Consider the following 18329-nt stretch of genomic DNA (forward strand, 5'->3'; position numbering starts at 1 on the left):
TTGCGCGCCTTGGACAGGATGGCGATTTGATCCAGCGCAGTCGGGGCCGGATTTTTGGCCCGGCGCACCTGAAACCCCCGTATTCTTTTCGGCGGCAAACACATCCGGTCACAGGCCACGAGAACACTGCGCCGGTTCGTCATCGCACCCGAGGAAGCGCAGATGGAAGCACAAGCAAGCATTCTGGTCGTGGACGACTCCCCGGAGAACCTGCAGATCATCTCGGCGGTGCTCAAGCAGGACTACAAAGTCAAGGTGGCCATCAACGGAGAGCGGGCCCTGGCGCTGGCCACATCGGCCGAGCCGCCCGACCTGATTTTGCTGGACGTCATGATGCCCGGCATGGATGGCTACGAGGTGTGTGCCCGGCTCAAGCAGAACCCGGCCACGGCGCGTATCCCGGTGCTGTTCGTATCGTCGCGCGACGACGAAGAGGACGAGGCCCGGGGCCTGTCGCTGGGCGCCATCGACTACATCGTCAAGCCCATTCGACCGTCCATCGTGCAGGCCCGGGTGCGCAACCATATCGAGCTCAAGCGCAACCGTGACCTGCTGGAGCGCCTGACCACGCAAGACCATCTCACAGGCATCAGCAACCGGCGCCGTTTTGACGATGGCCTGGTACTGGAGTGGCAGCGCGCCGCACGCGAGCAGACACCGGTGTCGCTGATTGCCATTGACATTGACCATTTCAAGGCCTTCAACGATCACTATGGCCATCCGGGAGGCGACGAATGCCTGATCCAGGTGGCCCGCACCCTGGCCGCATGCGTGACGCGGCCCACCGACCTGGTGGCGCGCTGCGGCGGCGAAGAGTTTGGCTGTTTGCTGCCGTCCACCGACAGCACCGGCGCCCACCGCCTGGCAGAGCAGATGCGTGCAGCGATTGAAGCGCAGCGCCTGGAGCACGCCCAGTCACCCACACACCGCCATGTCACCATCAGCCTGGGCGTGGCCACTGCCGTGCCCCGGGCCGACGAGCCCGCCCAGGCCCTGGTGGACCTGGCGGACGCGGCGCTGTACGAAGCCAAAGGCGCGGGGCGCAACCGCTTTGTGGCGCACACCCGTTAAGCGTTACTGCATCAAAGACAGCGCCGCTTCGAAGTCAAACCCGTCAATGGCGGCGGCGATGGCTTGGTGCGCGTGCGGACAGGCAACCTGCAGCAGCCCGCCGTGCCGGGCGACCAGATCCAGCGAGCTGGCATCACCGGCCACCAGCAGGGCCTGTAATTCCTGCCGAAACACCTGTATCTGCTGCACGTCCGGGGCTATGGGCGCAGCCACTGACACATCCTTGACTGCGGCATCCAGGCGGTCCAGCCCCGCAATGACTGGAGCCAAGGCCGCGTCCACCGCCTCCAGCAGGGCTGCAATGCGCGCAGGCGCCTCGTCTTTTCTGCAGGCACTCTCGAGCGCAGCTGCAGCGGCCTGCACACTGCGTGCACCAATGCTGCCGGCCACCGACTTGAGGGTGTGGGCCAAGCGCTCGGGTGCCGTGGCATCCCCCTGGCCTTGCACTGCCCGAAAGCCAGCGGCAAACCCCGCCTGACCTGCGCGGAATTTGCCCAGCAGTGAGCGGTACAGCACCTCGTTGTGCAGGGTGGTTGCCAAACCGGCGCGGGTGTCGATACCGGGCAGGTGCGGCAACCCTGGTGCGGCAGGCGGCAGCGACGATGACAACGGCAGCGACGCCGCTGCCGCGGTAGCACCCGGCACGGCGCAGCGCGCGCCCACCCAGCGGGTAATGGTGCGGAACATGCTGCCCACATCCAGCGGCTTGGCGATGTAGTCGTTCATTCCCCGGGCCAGGGCGCGTTCGCGGTCGCCTGCCATCGCGTTGGCGGTCATGGCAATGATGGGCAGGGTCTTCAGCGCCGGGTTGTCGCGGATACGTTGCGTGGCCTCGTAGCCGTCCATCACGGGCATCTGGCAGTCCATCAGCACGCAGTCGAAACGCGCATCGCGGGCCAGCGCATCCAGCGCTTCCTGGCCGTTGGTGGCCAGCTCCACATCCATGCCAGCATGGCGCAGCAGCTCCAGCGCCAGCTCCTGGTTCAGCTCGTTGTCTTCCACCAGCAGCACGCGAGCGCCTGCCAGCTGTTGCATGGCAGCCTGTGCGTCTTGCCCAATCAGGCCTGACTGGTGCTCGGTCACCGCTTTGTGGTCCAGGGTACGGCCAATGGCGTCCAGCAACTGGCTGGCCATGACTGGTTTGGTGAGCACCGAGCGCAGCGCCACGCCGCGCCGTTCGGCTTCGCCCAGGGCCTCTTCGCGGCCATAGGCCGTGACCATGATGGCGGCCGGCACCTGGAGCAGATCGTGCGCGTTCAGGTGTTGCAAGGTTTCGATGCCGTCCATCTGCGGCATCTTCCAGTCGATCAGCACCAGGCTGTAGGGTCGGTGCTGCTGCTCGGCGCTGGCCACGGCCGCCAGGGCCGCTGCGCCGTCCATGGCTGTATCCACCTGCAGACCCAGGCTGAGGGCTATGCTGGCGGTGATTTCACGGGCACAGGCGTTGTCGTCCACGACCAAGACCCGCATGGCTTGCAATGTCTCGCGCGCAAGGCGAGGCAGCACCGCGTTATTTTCCTGGCGGCCGAATCGGGCTGTGAAGTGGAATTCCGAGCCTTGGCCCGGTGCACTCTCGACCCAGATGCTTCCGCCCATCTGCTCGACCAGATTGCGCGAGATGGCCAAACCCAGGCCCGTGCCGCCGTAGCGGCGGGTGGTGGAGCTGTCGGCCTGGCTGAAAGGTCGGAACAATTTGGCGCGTTCTTCAGGCGTCATGCCAATGCCGGTATCGCGCACCCGGAAGTGCAATTCCACGCCCTGTTCGTCCTCGGCGGTTTTTTCAATGCCGATCACCACCTCACCCTGCTCGGTGAACTTGACGGCGTTGTTGCCCAGGTTGACCAGGATTTGCCCCAAGCGCAGCGGGTCACCCACCAGGCCTGCAGGAATGTCCGGGGCCACATGGAAGAGCAGCTCCAGCCCCTTGTCTTCGGTCTTGAGGCCAATCAGGTTGGCCAAATGGTCCATCACCTCATCGAGCTGGAACGCGGTTTGCTCGATCACCATCTTCCCGGCCTCGATCTTGGAAAAATCGAGCACATCGTTGATCAGGCCGAGCAGGCCCACGGCGGACCGGTGCGCTTTTTCCACATAGTTGCGCTGGCGGGCGTCCAGCGGGGTTTGCAGCGCCAGGTGCGACATGCCGATGATGGCGTTCATGGGGGTGCGGATTTCATGGCTCATGTTGGCCAGAAAATCGCTCTTGGCGCGGGTGGCTTCTTCGGCCACGCGGCGCGCCTCGGCCATGGCATGTTCGGCAGCCTTGCGCTCGGCAATATCCTCAAACACCCAGATGGTGACGTGGCTGTGGTCTGTCGACTGCAAGGCACGCCCGGAGACCTGGGCAACGAAGGGGCGGCCATCCTGGCGCACAAACTCCCATTCCACGTTCACATCCTTGCCCGTGGCCAGCAAGGGGCCGACCATAGCGCCAAAGCGTGCGTAGTCGTCCTGTGAGTGGTACATCATGTGGCCTGGCTGGCCCACCATGTCCTCGGGCACGTAGCCCAGGTGTTCACACATGCGCTGGTTGACGCGCAGGATCACGCCGTTGGCGGTGTAGATGATGCCGTTGGGGGCGTTGTCAAAGATCGTTTGCTGCTCGTCCAGCAATTTGCGGTTGTGGGCCTCGCTCGCGCGCAGGCTGGCCTCGGCCATTTTCTGGTCAGTGATGTCCTGGTTGATACCGACCAGTCGGCGCGGGCGCCCGTCCGGCCCGCGCAGAGCGGCGTCGCCCGTGTCCTGAATCCAACGCCATTGCCCAGAGTGGGTGCGCATGCGAAAGGTGGCACGGTGCTCTTGCACTTGGTTCCCCAGAAAGCGCTGCAACCGTTGCTGCACGTCGGGCAGGTCGTCAGGATGAATCAGGTCGCTCCAGCACGCCAGGTGATCGGGGTAGCGGGCCAGAAGTTCTTCTTTGCCGTACCCGAGCATCTCGGCCCAGATGTCGTTCACCGTCACCTCACCGATACGCCCCTGGTCGTCGATGGTGCAGTCGTACAGGCCCAGATGGGCGGCGCGCAAGGCAAGGTTCAGGCGCTCCTCGCTGCGCGCGATGCGCTGCTCCACGATCTGGCGCTCGGTGATGTCATAGAGCCAGGAAACCAGGTAACGCCCATCAGAGAAATCCAGCAACATGGATGACAGCAGCACGGTGATGGGGGAGCCATCGGCGCGCACCAGATCGGCCTGGTAGGCCTTCACACTGCCGTCGCGGCGCAGTTGCTCCATGAACGTATCGCGGTCTGCCGGGTTGCGCCAGGAACGGTAGGTGTTGTACGACGGTATGTCCTCAGAGAGCACCCCCATCATTTCGGCATGCTGGCGGTTGGCAAACACCAGTTGCCCTTCCGGCGTGCCAATGACCACGCCTACGGGGCTGTTCTCCAGAATGCGGAGCAGGCGGTCCTCGTTCTCCTGGCGGTCGCGTTCGAGTTTCTTGCGTTCGGTGATGTCTTCGTAAATCCAAACGGCCGAGCGTTCGTAGCCCGCAATGCTGATGCCCTGACCCGACACCATGGCCACGAAGAATGTGCCATCGCTGCGCCGAAACTCCCACTCGGTGCGCACCACCTTGCCGGCGCTGAGCAGCGGCCCCGCCATGGCCGCAAAGGACTGGTAGTTGTCCTCGCTAGAAAACAGTGCCTGCGCTACCGGCTTGCCCAGCAAATCCTCGCGCGCCATCTGCAGACTCTCGCACAAGCGCTTGTTGACCCGCAGCACGATGCCATCGGCGGAATAACAAATGCCATTGGGGGTGTTTTCAAAAATCACCTGCTGCTCTTGCAGCAGTTTGCGGATCTCAGCCTGCTGGCGGTCGATCTCCTGCCGCACACGGCGCTTCTCCGACACATCATCCACCGTGAAGCGCAGCAAAATACGGCCGCCGCAATCGAAGGCCATGAGATTGACCTCGGCATCGAAAATTTCACCATTCGCGCGCTGCGCACGCCAGAGAAAATTGGCAATACCATGCTCAAAGATGGAACGCGTGATTTCCTCGCCCGCTGTCTGGGTGTCGGTACCGTCGTATTGCGTTGGTGCCGAAAAATCCAGCGGCATCTTGCCCAGCACCTCATCGCGCGATGAGAAACCGTAGATGCGCACCGCCGCCTGGTTGCAATCTACGATGCCAATGGCCGGGTCGATGATGACGATGGGCACGGGCGATTCTTGATAGACCCGCTTGTTATAGGCCGCGCCGCGCACCAGCGTGGCACGCGCCTCTTTGAGCGCGTTGTCGCTGCCCTCCAGCGCAGCCCTCAAGGCCTGGTTCTCGCGCTCCAGGCGCTCAATGCTCTTTTGCAGCGCTTCCTGCGTACCGGCTGTGTGCTCCATGGCCCCTCCAGTGACGAGCACAAGGGAGCAGCCAGGAAACGGCCCGTCTACCCTGACCCGCAGTCAGCAGGCAGTATCAACAACAGGCCCCTGCGGCGTCAACGCTGCGCGCAGCGGCAGCGGGGGCTGTTTGCGCTAGCGCAAGGTTCAGCTCAGGCGGCGGCCTTTTTCAGCGTAAATGGCGAGGTAGATCGAGTCGGTGCCCACATAAGGCGCCTTGTTGCCAAAGCCCACGCTGAAGTCACCAAAGGACAGGCTGCGCACGCTGGCCAGCCCTGTGCGCAAGCGCTCGCGGGTCAGGTCCTTGCCCGCATTCTTCAAGCCTTCAATCATCACCTGCGCATTGATCCAGCCTTCCAGCGCGCTGGCACTGCTCAGATAAGCAGGCGCGGCGCCCGTGTTCTTCATGGTGCTCTGGAACTTGCGTACCAGCACCGATTTTTGCGAGTTGGCGTCTGGAAACACCTGCACCAGCGCCATGCCGCGCGTAGCCGCGCCCAGTTTGGGCATTTCAGACGAAATCACCGTGACCGACAGGCCGGCCATGGGCACACCGGCGGCGCGTGCACGGAATGCGAGCATGAAGGCGGTGTTGGCCGTTCCCGTAGTGGCCAGCAAGACGGCGCTGGGGCTTCCAGCAGCGACCTGATCAGCCAATTCCACGGCATTCTTGCCATCCACGGCCAGGGCGAATTCACCAGCACGTTCAACCTGTGCGGCTTCCAGCGCCTTGGTCATGTCCGAGAGCACCTCCTTGCCAAACGGGTTGTCCAGATACACCACGGCAATGCGCTTGAGACCCATATCGCCAACCTGCTGGACCAGGCGCTGGGTTTCATCGCGGTAGCTGGGACGTACGAAGAACACATGCCGTTGCTCTGCCGTGCGCAGCGATGGCGCGCCGGTGACTGGCCCCACGGTAGGTATGCCCTTGCCTTCGATCAGCGGCAAGATGGCCGCGGTGTTGGCGGTACCCAACGGCGAGATGAGCGCAAACGCCGACTGGGCTGCCAGCATCGCGGTAACGTTCTGCAGGGTGCGTGCAGCCACGTAGCCGTCATCCTTCACCTCCAGCTGGATTTCACGCCCGAAAACACCACCGGCCTGGTTCAGTTCGGCAAACGCAGCTTTCATGCCGGCGACTTGCTCGATACCCGCCTGCCCCAGCGGGCCCGTGAGCGCGATGGAGCACCCCAGCGTGACATGCCGCGCCGACAAGGCTTCTTCGGCGGCCAGCGCAGGGAGGGCCCAGGTAGGCAGGCTGGTGGCGGCGACGGCTTGCGTGGTGCGCAGGAGAAATTGGCGGCGACTCATGGATAACGAACCTTGAAAGATGCAAAGGGGCTGCATATTAATGACCACCCCCTCCCCTGTCCAGCCACTCAGGGACAGGGTGTGCAGAAATCACACACCGAGCAATGCAGGCAAGACCACGGCAGCGGGGCCGCGCACCACGGCATGCGCCACATCGTCCAGTGCACTGTCGGCGGTGTTCACCACCACCACCCGGGCGCCTGCGGCGCGGGCGCTGTGCGCCAGGCCTGCGGCCGGGTACACCGCACCGGCAGTCCCGACCACGAGCATCAGGTCGCACATGCGGGCCGCAGCCTGCGCAGCGTCCAGCACAGCCAGGGGCAAGGGCTCGCCAAACCACACCACATCCGGCCGAACCAGGTTGCCGCAGGCACCACAGTACGGCGGGCGCGCATCGACCGTGTTCTCCAGGTCGCAATGGGGGCACGGCAGATCGAGCCAGCGGTTGCGCTGCAGCTCTCCGTGCAGGCACAGCACCTGGGGGCTGTCCGCGCGCTGGTGCAATCCGTCCACGTTTTGCGTCATCAAGGTCATGCGCTCCGGGTGGTGCAGGGCGAAGTCCGCCAGTGCCCGGTGCGCGGCATTGGGCTGCACCTGCGCAACCAGGCCGCGGCGAAACTGGTACCAGTCCCACACCCGCTGCGGGTGGGACCGAAAACCCTCAGGGGTGGCCATGTCTTGGGCGCGAAACTGTGCCCAGAAGCCTGTTTGCGCATCGCGGAACGTGGGTACGCCCGATTCGGCGCTCACACCAGCGCCGGTGAGCACGGCGATGTGTCGGGCCTGGCGCACCCCGGCGATGGCAGATTCGAGCGCTTGCGCCCCCGCCGCGGGTTCAGACGGCACGCTGGCGCAGGGCTTCGTACAGACACACGCCGCTGGCCACGGACACGTTCAGGCTCTCGACCGCCCCCTTCATGGGAATGCTGACGAGCGCGTCGCAGGTCTTGCGCGTGAGCTGGCGCATACCGTCGCCCTCGGCACCCAGCACCAGCGCGACCGGGCCCTTCAGCTCTGCCTGGTAGATGGTTTGCGGGGCATCGTCGCTGGTACCGATGATCCAGATGTTGCGCTCCTTGAGCTCGTTCAGCGTGCGCGCCAAATTGGTCACCATGAAATACGGCACGGTTTCTGCGGCACCACTGGCCACCTTGGCTACCGTGGCGTTCACGCCCACGGCATGGTCCTTGGGGGCAATCACCGCATGGGCACCTGCGCCATCGGCCACGCGCAGGCAGGCGCCCAGGTTGTGCGGGTCGGTCACGCCGTCGAGCACCAGCAGCAAAGGCTGCTCAACGCCTGCGGCTTCCAGGTCTTCCAGCAGTTCGTCGAGCGAGGTGGCCTGCGGCAGGGGCTGCACCCGCGCAGCCACGCCCTGGTGGCCATGGCTACCGGCCAGCTTGGCAATGCGCAGGCTGTCGGCCTCGATCATCCGGGCGCCCGCTTCCCTGGCGCGGTCCAGGAACTGGCGCATGCGCGCATCGCGGCGCGTGGCCTCGTAATAAATTTCAATGATGGATTGCGGCGCGGTTTTCAGGCGCACGCCCACGGCATGGAAGCCGAAGAGGACTTTGGGGCTGGACATGGCGCAATTATCCGCTGCACACGAATGCTATATAATTTATAGCTGCTATCGCTTATCCATAAAGCGCTAGAGGCCAAAAATACCCAAAATTCAGGCCATCGCCACACGCCCGGCTTCTATCGTGATGCAGCGCTCGCAACGCTGTGCAATGCCCCGGTCGTGCGTGACCAGCACCAGCGTGGTGCCTTGCTCGCGGTTGAGGTCGAACATGAGCTGCATGATGGTCTCGCCAGTGGCGAAATCAAGGCTTCCCGTGGGCTCGTCGGCCAGCAGCACCGCCGGCTGCACCACGAAGGCCCGCGCCAGCGCCACACGCTGCTGCTCGCCGCCTGAGAGTACCTTGGGGTAGTGGCCCAGGCGCTGGCCCAGGCCAACGTGTTCCAGCATCTCGGTCGCACGCTTGCGCGCATCGCGCCGGCCTGCCAGCTCCAGTGGAAGCATCACGTTTTCCAGCGCGGTCAAGTTGCCCATGAGCTGAAAGCTCTGGAACACGAAACCAATCTTCTGCGCCCGCAAGGCGGCACGGTCGTCCTCGCCCAGAGCGAACAGGTCCTGCCCATCCAGGCGCACCGTGCCGCGCGTGGGGGTATCGAGCCCGGCGATGATGGACAGCAGCGTGCTCTTGCCCGAGCCCGACGCTCCAACGATGGCCACGGTTTCCCTGTGCGCCAGCCGGAAATCAATGTCGCGCAGAATGTCGAGCGTACCCGTGGAGTCGCTGACCGACTTGAACACATGCTCAACAGCAATGACGGGGTGCGCAGGTGGCGTGGAAGAATCAGACATGAATGATGAAAGGTGTTCGAACGTGAGAACAGATCGGCTTCGGCGCCACTTTATCCTGGGCTTGGCAGCCAGCACACTGGCGGGGCTTTGCCTGGGAACGGCGCAGGCGTCTGCCAAGGGCAGTGGGCCCACGATCCTGGTGCTGGGCGACTCCCTCAGCGCGGAGTACGGCCTGGCCCGTGGTACGGGCTGGGTGGCCTTGCTGGAGAAACGCCTGGCCGACGAAAAGGTGGCCGCCACCGTGGTCAACGCCAGCGTCAGCGGCGATACCACGTCGGGCGGCCGGGCGCGCCTGCCCGCGCTGCTGGACAAGCACAAGCCTGCCGTGGTGGTGATCGAACTGGGTGGCAACGACGCATTGCGCGGCTTGCCTATGAAGAACACGCAGGACAATCTCTCCGCCATGGCACAGGCAGCGCAAAAGGCCGGTGCCAAGGTGCTGCTGGTGGGCATGCAGGTACCGCCCAACTACGGTAGCGACTATGCGCGGCGCTTTGCCGCTGCTTTTGGAGAGGTGGCGCGCCAGCACCAAACGGCGCTGGTGCCTTTTTTGCTGGAAGGTGTGGCCAACGGGCCAGACGCTACGGCCCTGTTCCAGCCCGACCGTATTCACCCCAATGCCCAGGCACATCCGATCATGCTCGGGAACGTGTGGCCCGCACTGCGCAAGTTGCTGCGCTGAACAAGGGCCTTGGGCAGGGTGGGCGTTTATCAGGACGGGGCGTTCTCGCCACCAGGGGCGGCGGGCTGGCCGGGATGGTTCTCGGCGACTCCATCGGAAGGGGCACCGTTGGTGTCATAGCGGGGGCCTGACGCCTTAGCGCGCAGTTTTTCTTCTTTTTTCTTCTTTTTTGCCAGCTCACGCTGGCGTTTTTCGTATCCGTAATTGGGGGTTGCCAAGGTGATTGCTCTCTCTAAAGTGGAGTCCCACTGTAACAGCTTGCCCTGTGAAGAGCCTTCATGACCCCACAGCCACAGGCACCGCCACGGCTGCACGATAGGCATGCCAGCTGGCATGACCCAACAAGGGACCGACCAGCAGCAGCCCTGCGCCCCAGAAAACCATGGACGCCACCACCAGCAACGTGATCAATGCCCCCCAGAGCAGCATGACTCCGGTGTTTTCCACCACCACCCGCATGCTGGTGATGCCTGCGGTGAGTGCATCGGTGTCACGGTCCAGGATCATGGGGATGGACACCACGCTGACGGAGAACACGATGGCCGCAAAAACGCCACCCACCACGGTGTAAACAGCGACGAAGCTCCAGTTCTGCAGATTGAAAATGGCTTGCACCACGCCCGTGGTGGAGGGCATGCCAGTGTTGAAGAACACAGCAAACACCACCAGGGACGCCCGGCCCCAAAGCAGTTCCAGCACGATGAGCACCAGCACCAGCATGCCCATGCTGCCCATGTGTTTGTCCCAGCAGGTAATGGACTGGCCCAGCTCAGGCTCCAAGCCTGCCTCGCGGCGGCGGCTGGTGTCGTACAGGCCCATGGCCAAAAAAGGCCCCAACAGCAAGCAGCCGCTGGCCATCGACATGACATATTCAGGCCGCGACCGGAACACCCAGCCCAACAGCAGTGCCATGCCCCAAAAGCAGGCGCCATAGAACAAGGCAATACCCGGGGCGCAACGCATGTCCTGCCAGCCGCGCTGCAGCCAGCGCCAAGGGTCGGCCCAACGCAACGCCTGCAAGACAATAGGTTGGGTGTCGCGGTCAGAGGCAGTGTGGGTCGTCATGGCATCCAGGGGTTGTTCACCCAATGTATGCCCTCATTGCTGCTTCTTGATCTATCTCAACCGATACCCTACTCTTTCAGTCTGTTGATGGAAGGCACATGCAGCCTCAACCAAAGGCACGCTGCATGGCCTGCTCCACATCGGCTTGCAAGTCCTGCACGGCTTCCAGCCCCATGGAAAACCGCACCAAGGTGCCCGGCCGCAGGTGCGGCGAGGGCTGGCTGCGCATGCTGCCCAGCTCGTAGGGAACCACCAGGCTCATAGGGCCGCCCCAGCTGTACCCCAGCTTGAAATACTCCAGGCCATCACAGAAGACATCCACCTGGGCTTGGGAATACCGCGCATCGATGACCACGCTGAACAGGCCAGCAGCCAGGCCTTCGCCATCCCGGGTTGCACCGCACAGGGCTTTCCAATGGGCATGGCCCGGCGAATCGGGCAATGCGGGGTGCAGCACCTGGGCCACAGGGGTCTGCTGCTGCATCCACCGAGCCAGGGTGCGCGCGGCCTGGTCGTGGGCGCGGTAGCGCAGGCCAATGCTCGGCAGCGCGCGCAGTATGGCCTCGGCGTCGTTAGCCCCCACGCCCAGCCCCAAGTGCATGTGGGTGCGCTGGATCTGATGGTGTAAGGCAGGGTCTCTTGTAATAACGCTACCCATGAGCACATCCCCACCGCCGCTGGGGTACTTGGTGAGGGCGTGCACGGACACATCCACCGCCAGGCTGCCACTGCCATCACCCAACAGGTCGAAGGGTGAAAACGCCAGGCCCGCGCCCCAGGTATTGTCCAGCGCGGTGGGCACCCCGTTGGCGCGGCAAATGCGCACCTGCTCGCACAGGTCCGGAAATTCAAGCGTCACCGAGCCGGGTGCCTCCAGCCAGACCAGACGGGTCGCAGGCGTGATCTTGGCAGCCAGATCGGCAGTATCCAGTGCATCGTAGAACACCTGGCGCACCCCAAACTGGGCCAAAGTGGTCGAACCCATGGCCTTGTTCGGCCCGTAAGCGTTATCGGGAACCAGCACTTCATCGCCCGCCCTGAGCAGCGCCAGGGCGACATTGCCAATCGCCGCCAGTCCGCTGGGCACCAGCACACAGTGCAAACCACCTTCGAGCGTGCACAAGCGTTCTTCCAGGGTGAAGGTGGTAGGAGTGCCATGCAGCCCATAGGTATAGCCGCTCTTGTCTTTCCACTCGCGCGTGCGCAGTGCGGCAACGCTGGGGAATATGACAGTGGATGCCTTGAAAACGCCGGGCTGCGGCGCCGCAAAGCCCACAGGGGGCTGGTAAGAATGGTGAACAATGCGGGTGGACAGGTCGGGCGCGGTATCTTTCATGGCGCCATGGTAGCGCGCAGCCACCCGCGCTTGTTCACACCGTCAAATGGTTGATGACGGAGGTGACACCCTTCACCTCCCGCGCAATGGCGGCGGCACGTTCGCGTGCAGCATCCGAAGGCGCGGTGCCGTTGAGAGTGACCACGCCACTGCGGGTGTCCACGTCGATCTTCAGCGCACTGAGGTCGGAGTCCTTGGCCAGGCCGGCTTTCACCTGTGCCGTAATGCCTGCATCGCTGGCCAGTGTGGCGGCCGAACTGGCGGCATCACGTGCCATGGCGCCCGCCTCCTGCGCTGCGGCCTCCATTTTGTCGCCCGCTTTTTCCAGTCCTTTTTCAGCCGATTGCATGGCTTTTTCACCTTGGACCTTGGCGTCCTGGGCGGCTTGCTCAGCTTTCACCTTGGCATCCTGGGCCGCCTGCTCGGTCTTTTCGACAGCGTTGTCAATCTTCTGGCCGAGCGTAGCGTCTTGGGGCTTGTCGCAAGCGACCAGTCCAAAGGCCAGTGCGGAGACAGCCACCACAGTGGCGATACGTTGGGCTGCTCGATAGGAAAAATGCTCGTTGTTCATGAAGAGACTCCTCTCAAAAATGGGATGACTGGAACTTTAGAGTCCCGACCCCGCCTGCCGGGTCAGACAGGACGGATCACAGCGTAGGACAAAGGCTCATCATCGGCACGACAATGGCGGCATGCTGCCCGTCACCATGACCCGCTGGTTTCCCTTTCTGGCCTGGCCTCGGCCCGATCGCGAGCTTCTCAAGGGCGAATTCTGGGCAGGCCTGACCGTTGGCCTGATGCTCGTGCCCCAGGGCGTGGCCTACGCCGCACTGGCCGGCATGCCACTGGTCACGGGCATTTATGCCTCGCTCCTACCGGGCCTGGTGGCGGTGCTCTGGGGCTCGTCCACCCGGCTGGGTGTAGGCCCCACGGCCCTGACGAGCCTGCTCATCGGCACGTCTCTCAGCGGCCTGGCGGTGCCTGGCAGCGCGCAATGGGTGTCTCTTGCGGTGTGGATTGCGCTGCTGTCGGGCGCACTCCAGCTCGTACTGGGCCTGGTGCGGTTTGGCTGGCTGCTCAATCTGGTCACATCCCCCGTGCTCAGCGGTTTCACACAGGCAGCCGCCTTGCTGATTCTGGCCTCGCAACTGCCGGGCCTGCTGGGGCTACATGTATCACTGACCGAACTGGTCGACAGCCCCAGCCTGCAGCATTTCGATGTGGCGGGCGCAGCCATGGGCCTGGGCAGCATTGCGGTGCTCTGGCTGGCACGCAAGCGTTGGCCCAGATTTCCGGCCGTGATCGTAGTCATGGGTGGCGCTGCACTCATCAGCAAGGCCATAGGCTACGCCGAAGGTGGCGGCGCCGTGGTGGGGGTTCTGCCCTCCGGCCTGCCTCACCCCTTCTGGCCGGGCGCCTTGCCTTGGTCCACGCTGGGCGCACTCATCATGCCGGTGCTGGTGATCACCCTGGTCAGTTTTCTGGAAACGGCCTCTAGCGCAAAGGTAGACCACCAGAGCAGCGGAACACGCTGGAATGAAAACCAGGATCTGATGGCCCATGGCCTGGCCAAGATCAGTTCAGGCCTGTGCGGCGCCTTTGCCACCAGCGCCTCGTTTTCGCGTTCGGCCATCAACCTGTATGCCGGAGCCCGCACCGGCTGGGCCTCGGTGTTCTCCTGTGTCGTGGTGCTTGTCGCCTTGCTGTGGTTGACCCCTGCGCTGCACCATGTGCCGCAATCGGTGTTGGCCGCCGTCGTAGTAATGGCTATTACGGGCCTGATCAAACCCGCGACGCTGCATAAACTGTGGCGTATATCGCGGGTCGAGGCCTCCATCAGCGCTACGACCTTCGCCATCACCCTGGCCACAGCCCCTTATTTGTATTGGGGCGTACTGGTGGGCCTGTTGATGAACCTCAGCCACTATCTTTACCAACGCCTGCACCCCCGCATCATTGAAGTCGGCCTGCACCCCGACGGCAGTCTGCGCGACCGGCAGCTGTGGCAGCTCGCCCCGCTGGCCCCCGATTTGCTGGCCCTGCGCATGGACGCGGAACTGGACTTTGCATCGGCCAGCGCACTAGAGCGCTCAATGGCCGACCGAATGGCGGCCCGCCCGGGCCTGACCGATGTCTGCCTGTTTGCCCAGCCAATCAACCGCGTCGACGTGACCGGCGTGGAAACTTTCGCCCGGCTGCAGGCACTGGTCTTGCGCGAAGGTTGCACGCTGCACATCAGCGGGCTCAAACTGCCGATCGAGCAGGTACTGGAGCGCGCAGGGGTTTTAACCCCCGGACCCAAGCTGCGCATGTACCGCACCGATGCGGATGCCCTGCGAGCACTACGCCAGCTACAACCACCCGATGCACAGGTACACTCGGACTGAATTGACCCTTGTAACACGTGGCCAAAATCGCTCCCCTTCTCTCTGTTGACCTGCGCGACCTGCGCCTGGATACAGCTGCCGCTTTGCTCGGCCGTGGGGAGATTCCTCCGACGGGCACCACGCCGGCGCAGTACCTGCAAAGAATGATTGACGGGCTGTGCGACCTTTCCCTGCGCGACCCACTCACTGGCCTGGCCAATCGACGCCAGTTCCAGGCCGTACTCGAGCGGGAAATCGATCGCGTCACCCGATCGGGCGAAGCCGCATTGCTGCTGATGCTCGACATCGACCATTTCAAGCATGTGAATGACACCTACGGCCACCTGGCCGGTGACAAGGTGCTGCAGGCCGTGGCGAACACGTTGACACAATGCGTGCGGCCCATGGACACCCTGGCCCGGTATGGTGGCGAAGAATTTGCTGTGGTGTTGCCCGCCTGCCAGGCAGCCTTTGGCAAAGCGGTGGCCGAGCGCATCCGCCGCACCATCGCTACGACGCCCGTGCGCATCGACTCCAACACCGAGTTGAGCATCACCATCAGCGTGGGCGGGGCTTATGCCTTGCAATGGATTCGCTCGACCACTCCGCTTTGGACGGATCGGGCCGACCACCTGCTCTACCGGGCCAAGGCCGAAGGACGCAACCGCGTGTGCATCGAAGAACAGCCTGACAGCACTGTCACCGCAGAGGAAAAGGGCATGCTTTTTGGCCCTCTTTACACTCCATCTGGATGGGGCGACCTGAACTCCCTGAACCTCAATGACAGCGCCCACTGAAAGCAAGAAAATGAGCGACGCGCCGTCCCCCTCCACCACAGCGCCTGTCCCCGGCACACCGGCGACACCGCCCCCGGGCGCACGCATCATTGCCATCACCAGTGGCAAGGGTGGCGTGGGCAAGACCTTTGTTTCGGCCAATTTGGCTGCGGCACTTACCCGCCGTGGCCTGCGCGTGCTGGTGCTTGATGCCGACCTGGGCCTGGCCAACCTCGACGTGGTGCTCAACCTGCACCCGAAAATCACGCTACATGACGTGTTCATCGGCAAGTCGAGCCTGGACGACGCCGTGATCGCAGCGCCCGGCGGTTTTTCCGTGGTATTGGCAGGCTCGGGCATGGTCGAATATTCGCGCCTGACGCCCGAGGTGCGCAATCAGTTCCTCAGCGTGATCCAGACGCTGGCGCCTCGCTTCGATGTGATCCTGCTCGACACGGGCGCCGGCATCTCCGATGTGGTGCTGTTCTCGGTGTCGCTGGCCTCCGAGGTATTGGTAGTAGCCACCCCCGAGCCCACCTCGCTCACAGATGCCTACGCCGCCATCAAGGTGCTGGCCATGCAACAGCAACGCCAACATATCCGCATGGTGGTCAACCAGACGGCCCGCCCGGGCGACGGGCGCGCCATCACCAGCCAGCTGCAACAGGTCCTCGAACGCTTTGTCACGACCAATTCAGGTCGCCCACTGCGCCTGATCCACATGGGTGATATCCCGGCCGATAACGCCGTGCGCGACGCTGTGATGCGCCGCCAGCTACTGCTGCTGCAGGTTCCGGGCTGTCCGGCCGCCATGGCCATCTCCCAACTGGCGGGCAAGATCGAAGAAACCCTGCTGACCCGTGCGGCCTGAATCAGGGCAGCAAGTCAAACACCAGCACCTCGGCACCGGCGCCCTGGTCCAACCTCAGCGCGCTCTCCTGCTCCAGCAGGGCGGCATCACCCGCTGCCAAGGCTTGGCCATTGACCTGCAATGCGCCGCGCACCAGATGCACATAGCATTTGCGCTGCGGATCCAGTGCCATCTCGACCGCCTCACCCGCGTCAAAATACCCAGCATAGAGCGCTGCATCGGCGTGGATGCGCACAGATCTCTGCGCCCCATCGGACGAGGCCACCAGACGCAAGCGCCCCTGCCTTTGCTCTGCAGGAAAGGCTTTTTGCTCATAGCCGGGCGCAATCCCGTTTTGGTCGGGAAGAATCCATATCTGCAGAAAATGTGTGGTCTCACCCGGCGCATGGTTGAACTCGCTGTGCGTTACCCCCGTGCCTGCACTCATGCGCTGCACCTCGCCCGGAGCAATGGCCACCACGTTGCCCATGCTGTCCTTGTGGGCCAGGGAACCCGATAGCACATAGCTGATGATCTCCATGTCGCGGTGGCCGTGCGTGCCAAAGCCAGCGCCCGGGGCGATACGGTCCTCGTTGATGACGCGCAAGTTGCCAAACCCCATGTGGCGGGGGTCGTGGTAACCGGCAAACGAGAAACTATGGTACGACTGGAGCCAACCATGGTCGGCATAGCCCCGGTCCTGTGATTTGCGAATAGTCATCATGGTGTAGCTCCTTTTTGGGTGGCTTAATCGACCCCCCACTGTAGAAGCGACGACCGCACCTGCGGGCCTGCTGGATTGATGGAACAATTCAAATCATTTGAACCCTATGCGCTCCGCCCACGATGCTCTAACGCCCGAGAACCTGTCCATGCTGCAGGTGATTGCCGAGGTCGGCAGCTTTGCCGCAGCCGCACGGCAACTGGGGCTGGTTCCCAGCGCACTGACCTACCGCGTGCGCCAGATCGAAGACGCCCTGGATGTGCTGCTGTTCGACCGCAGCGCCCGCCAGGCGCGCCCTACCGAGGCCGGCACAGAACTGTTGCGCGAAGGCGAGCGCCTTCTGCGTGACGTGGAGGCGGTGGCCCACCGCGTGCGCCGCGTTGCCACCGGCTGGGAATCGCAGCTGACGCTTTCAATCGATGGCGCGATGTCACCCCACACCATGCTCGAACTGGTGGACGCCTTCTATGCCCTTTCACCCCCCACGCATCTCAAGCTGCGCGAAGAAATCATGACGGGGACACTGGAAGCACTCACCTCGGGCCAAGCAGACCTGGCCATCGGCATCGCGGAGGGCGGCAACACCGTAGCAGGCCTCCAGCAGGCACCACTGGGCGATCTGTTGTTTGTTTACGTGGTGGCGCCACACCACCCGCTGGCCAACGCCCCAGAACCCATCACCGATGCCACCCTGCGCGAGCACCGTGCCGTGGCCGTGGCCGATTCAGCACAGCGCGGCGGCATGACCATGGGCCTGCTCGGTGGGCAGGACGTGCTGACCGTGGACAGCATGCAAGCCAAGATACAGGTGCAACTGCGGGGGCTGGGCGGCGGTTTTTTGCCTGAGCCCATGGTGCGGCCGTATGTCGAAGCGGGCCGACTGGTGGTACGCAAGGTCGCACGGCCCGAGCGCAGCGTGCGCCTGCACTATGCCTGGGGCGGCCCGGGTTTTACCGTACCCGGCCGGGCACTGCAATGGTGGTTGAACCAGCTAAAAAGCCCTGCGACACGGCGTGCGCTGCTGGAAAACCACCACCATTTTTGATGCGCAAGCCCGCGCGAGGCGTGTAGAGTGGGTGCGTTGCACAACCCACCTGACTGACACCTGCCCGAAAGGCCCGAACATGCCCCCTCCCAAGCCCTCCCGCGCCACCCGTTTCCGAGTACCGCGCGCTGCACAAAATCCTCGTCGCATCGCCGTGATCGGCGCTGGCATGGCCGGAATAGCATGCGCACGCACCCTCATGCAGGCGGGGCACCAGGTGACTGTTTTCGAAAAAAGCGACCGCGCCGGCGGCCGCACCAGCACCTTCGAAACCCCCTACGGCAGCTTTGACGCCGGAGCGCAGTACTTTACGGTGCGCGACGCCCGATTTACCCAGGCCCTGGACACGGTGCCCGGCCTGTGCCGCCCCTGGAGTGCCAACACCGTGCGC

Annotated in this window: 17 protein-coding genes; 7 read left to right on the forward strand and 10 right to left on the reverse strand. The window is 63.7% G+C overall.

Annotated features, from left to right (window positions below):
• Nucleotides 1–162 precede the first annotated feature (162 nt).
• Nucleotides 163–1071: a diguanylate cyclase domain-containing protein gene (locus ACYVOC_RS01860; RefSeq protein ID WP_461160685.1), complete on the forward strand. Its 909-nt coding sequence runs from the start codon at nt 163–165 to the stop codon at nt 1069–1071.
• A 3-nt stretch (nt 1072–1074) separates the two neighbouring features.
• Here the strand turns inward: ACYVOC_RS01860 and ACYVOC_RS01865 are convergent, their stop codons facing one another.
• From ACYVOC_RS01865 to ACYVOC_RS01885, 5 genes are all read right to left on the reverse strand, one after another.
• The gene (locus ACYVOC_RS01865) at nt 1075–5409 is read right to left on the reverse strand and encodes a PAS domain S-box protein (protein WP_461160686.1); all 4335 of its coding nucleotides are present in this window, start codon (nt 5407–5409) and stop codon (nt 1075–1077) included.
• Between the two features lie 147 nt (nt 5410–5556).
• The gene (locus ACYVOC_RS01870; RefSeq protein ID WP_461160687.1) at nt 5557–6723 is read right to left on the reverse strand and encodes an ABC transporter substrate-binding protein; all 1167 of its coding nucleotides are present in this window, start codon (nt 6721–6723) and stop codon (nt 5557–5559) included.
• A 90-nt stretch (nt 6724–6813) separates the two neighbouring features.
• Entirely contained in the window at nt 6814–7569 is a 756-nt protein-coding gene (locus ACYVOC_RS01875; protein ID WP_461160688.1) for an SIR2 family NAD-dependent protein deacylase, read from the reverse strand.
• The gene (rlmB, locus tag ACYVOC_RS01880; RefSeq protein WP_461160689.1) at nt 7559–8308 is read right to left on the reverse strand and encodes a 23S rRNA (guanosine(2251)-2'-O)-methyltransferase RlmB; all 750 of its coding nucleotides are present in this window, start codon (nt 8306–8308) and stop codon (nt 7559–7561) included. The genes ACYVOC_RS01875 and rlmB overlap by 11 nt, the downstream gene beginning before the upstream one ends.
• Before the next feature lie 90 nt (nt 8309–8398).
• On the reverse strand, nt 8399–9094 hold the full coding sequence (locus ACYVOC_RS01885; RefSeq protein WP_116003714.1) for an ABC transporter ATP-binding protein: 696 nt from the start codon (nt 9092–9094) through the stop codon (nt 8399–8401).
• Here ACYVOC_RS01885 and ACYVOC_RS01890 point away from each other — a divergent pair.
• On the forward strand, nt 9093–9776 hold the full coding sequence (locus tag ACYVOC_RS01890; RefSeq protein WP_461160690.1) for an arylesterase: 684 nt from the start codon (nt 9093–9095) through the stop codon (nt 9774–9776). The two genes, ACYVOC_RS01885 and ACYVOC_RS01890, sit on opposite strands and share 2 nt — an antisense overlap.
• A 29-nt stretch (nt 9777–9805) precedes the next feature.
• On the opposite strand, the gene ACYVOC_RS01895 is transcribed toward ACYVOC_RS01890, so the two are convergent.
• The 4 genes from ACYVOC_RS01895 to ACYVOC_RS01910 form a co-directional block, all read right to left on the reverse strand.
• A complete protein-coding gene (locus ACYVOC_RS01895) occupies nt 9806–9994 on the reverse strand; it encodes a hypothetical protein (RefSeq protein WP_116003712.1) in 189 nt (62 codons plus the stop codon).
• A 58-nt stretch (nt 9995–10052) separates the two neighbouring features.
• Entirely contained in the window at nt 10053–10841 is a 789-nt protein-coding gene (locus ACYVOC_RS01900) for a DUF2189 domain-containing protein (protein ID WP_116003711.1), read from the reverse strand.
• A gap of 106 nt (nt 10842–10947) precedes the next feature.
• Complete coding sequence (locus ACYVOC_RS01905; RefSeq protein ID WP_461160691.1) at nt 10948–12177, reverse strand: PLP-dependent transferase; 1230 nt, start codon at nt 12175–12177, stop codon at nt 10948–10950.
• 34 nt (nt 12178–12211) lie between these two features.
• The gene (locus ACYVOC_RS01910) at nt 12212–12748 is read right to left on the reverse strand and encodes a BON domain-containing protein (protein ID WP_116003710.1); all 537 of its coding nucleotides are present in this window, start codon (nt 12746–12748) and stop codon (nt 12212–12214) included.
• Between the two features lie 121 nt (nt 12749–12869).
• On the opposite strand from ACYVOC_RS01910, the gene ACYVOC_RS01915 reads away from it, so the two are divergent.
• Genes ACYVOC_RS01915 through ACYVOC_RS01925 form a run of 3 tightly spaced genes read left to right on the forward strand, consistent with a single transcriptional unit; the run spans nt 12870 to nt 16190 of the window.
• Nucleotides 12870–14564, forward strand: a complete 1695-nt coding sequence (locus ACYVOC_RS01915; protein WP_461160692.1) for a SulP family inorganic anion transporter — start codon at nt 12870–12872, stop codon at nt 14562–14564.
• 17 nt (nt 14565–14581) lie between these two features.
• Nucleotides 14582–15340: a GGDEF domain-containing protein gene (locus tag ACYVOC_RS01920; RefSeq protein ID WP_116003708.1), complete on the forward strand. Its 759-nt coding sequence runs from the start codon at nt 14582–14584 to the stop codon at nt 15338–15340.
• A 10-nt stretch (nt 15341–15350) separates the two neighbouring features.
• Nucleotides 15351–16190 carry a MinD/ParA family protein gene (locus tag ACYVOC_RS01925; RefSeq protein ID WP_461160705.1) on the forward strand — a complete coding sequence of 280 codons (840 nt, stop codon included), beginning with the start codon at nt 15351–15353 and terminating at the stop codon, nt 16188–16190.
• Between the two features lies 1 nt (nt 16191).
• On the opposite strand, the gene ACYVOC_RS01930 is transcribed toward ACYVOC_RS01925, so the two are convergent.
• A complete protein-coding gene (locus tag ACYVOC_RS01930; protein ID WP_461160693.1) occupies nt 16192–16893 on the reverse strand; it encodes a pirin family protein in 702 nt (233 codons plus the stop codon).
• A gap of 106 nt (nt 16894–16999) precedes the next feature.
• Here ACYVOC_RS01930 and ACYVOC_RS01935 point away from each other — a divergent pair, with 106 nt between their 5' ends.
• Both ACYVOC_RS01935 and ACYVOC_RS01940 read left to right on the forward strand, forming a co-directional pair.
• Entirely contained in the window at nt 17000–17938 is a 939-nt protein-coding gene (locus tag ACYVOC_RS01935) for a LysR family transcriptional regulator (protein WP_116003706.1), read from the forward strand.
• Nucleotides 17939–18107: 169 nt separating this feature from the next.
• Nucleotides 18108–18329, forward strand: a 222-nt coding sequence (locus ACYVOC_RS01940; RefSeq protein ID WP_461160706.1) for an FAD-dependent oxidoreductase, incomplete at its 3' end; no start/stop codon positions are given.

It is taken from the genome of Simplicispira piscis (assembly GCF_054783455.1).

Coding starts and splice junctions, on each gene's coding strand:
- ACYVOC_RS01930 (WP_461160693.1), bottom strand. CDS start 16,893: ATGATGACTATTCGCAAATCACAGGACCGGGGCTATGCCGACCATGGT.
- ACYVOC_RS01885 (WP_116003714.1), bottom strand. CDS start 9,094: ATGTCTGATTCTTCCACGCCACCTGCGCACCCCGTCATTGCTGTTGAG.
- ACYVOC_RS01925 (WP_461160705.1), top strand. CDS start 15,351: ATGAGCGACGCGCCGTCCCCCTCCACCACAGCGCCTGTCCCCGGCACA.
- ACYVOC_RS01915 (WP_461160692.1), top strand. CDS start 12,870: ATGCTGCCCGTCACCATGACCCGCTGGTTTCCCTTTCTGGCCTGGCCT.
- ACYVOC_RS01905 (WP_461160691.1), bottom strand. CDS start 12,177: ATGAAAGATACCGCGCCCGACCTGTCCACCCGCATTGTTCACCATTCT.
- ACYVOC_RS01860 (WP_461160685.1), top strand. CDS start 163: ATGGAAGCACAAGCAAGCATTCTGGTCGTGGACGACTCCCCGGAGAAC.
- rlmB (WP_461160689.1), bottom strand. CDS start 8,308: ATGTCCAGCCCCAAAGTCCTCTTCGGCTTCCATGCCGTGGGCGTGCGC.
- ACYVOC_RS01935 (WP_116003706.1), top strand. CDS start 17,000: ATGCGCTCCGCCCACGATGCTCTAACGCCCGAGAACCTGTCCATGCTG.
- ACYVOC_RS01910 (WP_116003710.1), bottom strand. CDS start 12,748: ATGAACAACGAGCATTTTTCCTATCGAGCAGCCCAACGTATCGCCACT.
- ACYVOC_RS01900 (WP_116003711.1), bottom strand. CDS start 10,841: ATGACGACCCACACTGCCTCTGACCGCGACACCCAACCTATTGTCTTG.
- ACYVOC_RS01870 (WP_461160687.1), bottom strand. CDS start 6,723: ATGAGTCGCCGCCAATTTCTCCTGCGCACCACGCAAGCCGTCGCCGCC.
- ACYVOC_RS01865 (WP_461160686.1), bottom strand. CDS start 5,409: ATGGAGCACACAGCCGGTACGCAGGAAGCGCTGCAAAAGAGCATTGAG.
- ACYVOC_RS01890 (WP_461160690.1), top strand. CDS start 9,093: ATGAATGATGAAAGGTGTTCGAACGTGAGAACAGATCGGCTTCGGCGC.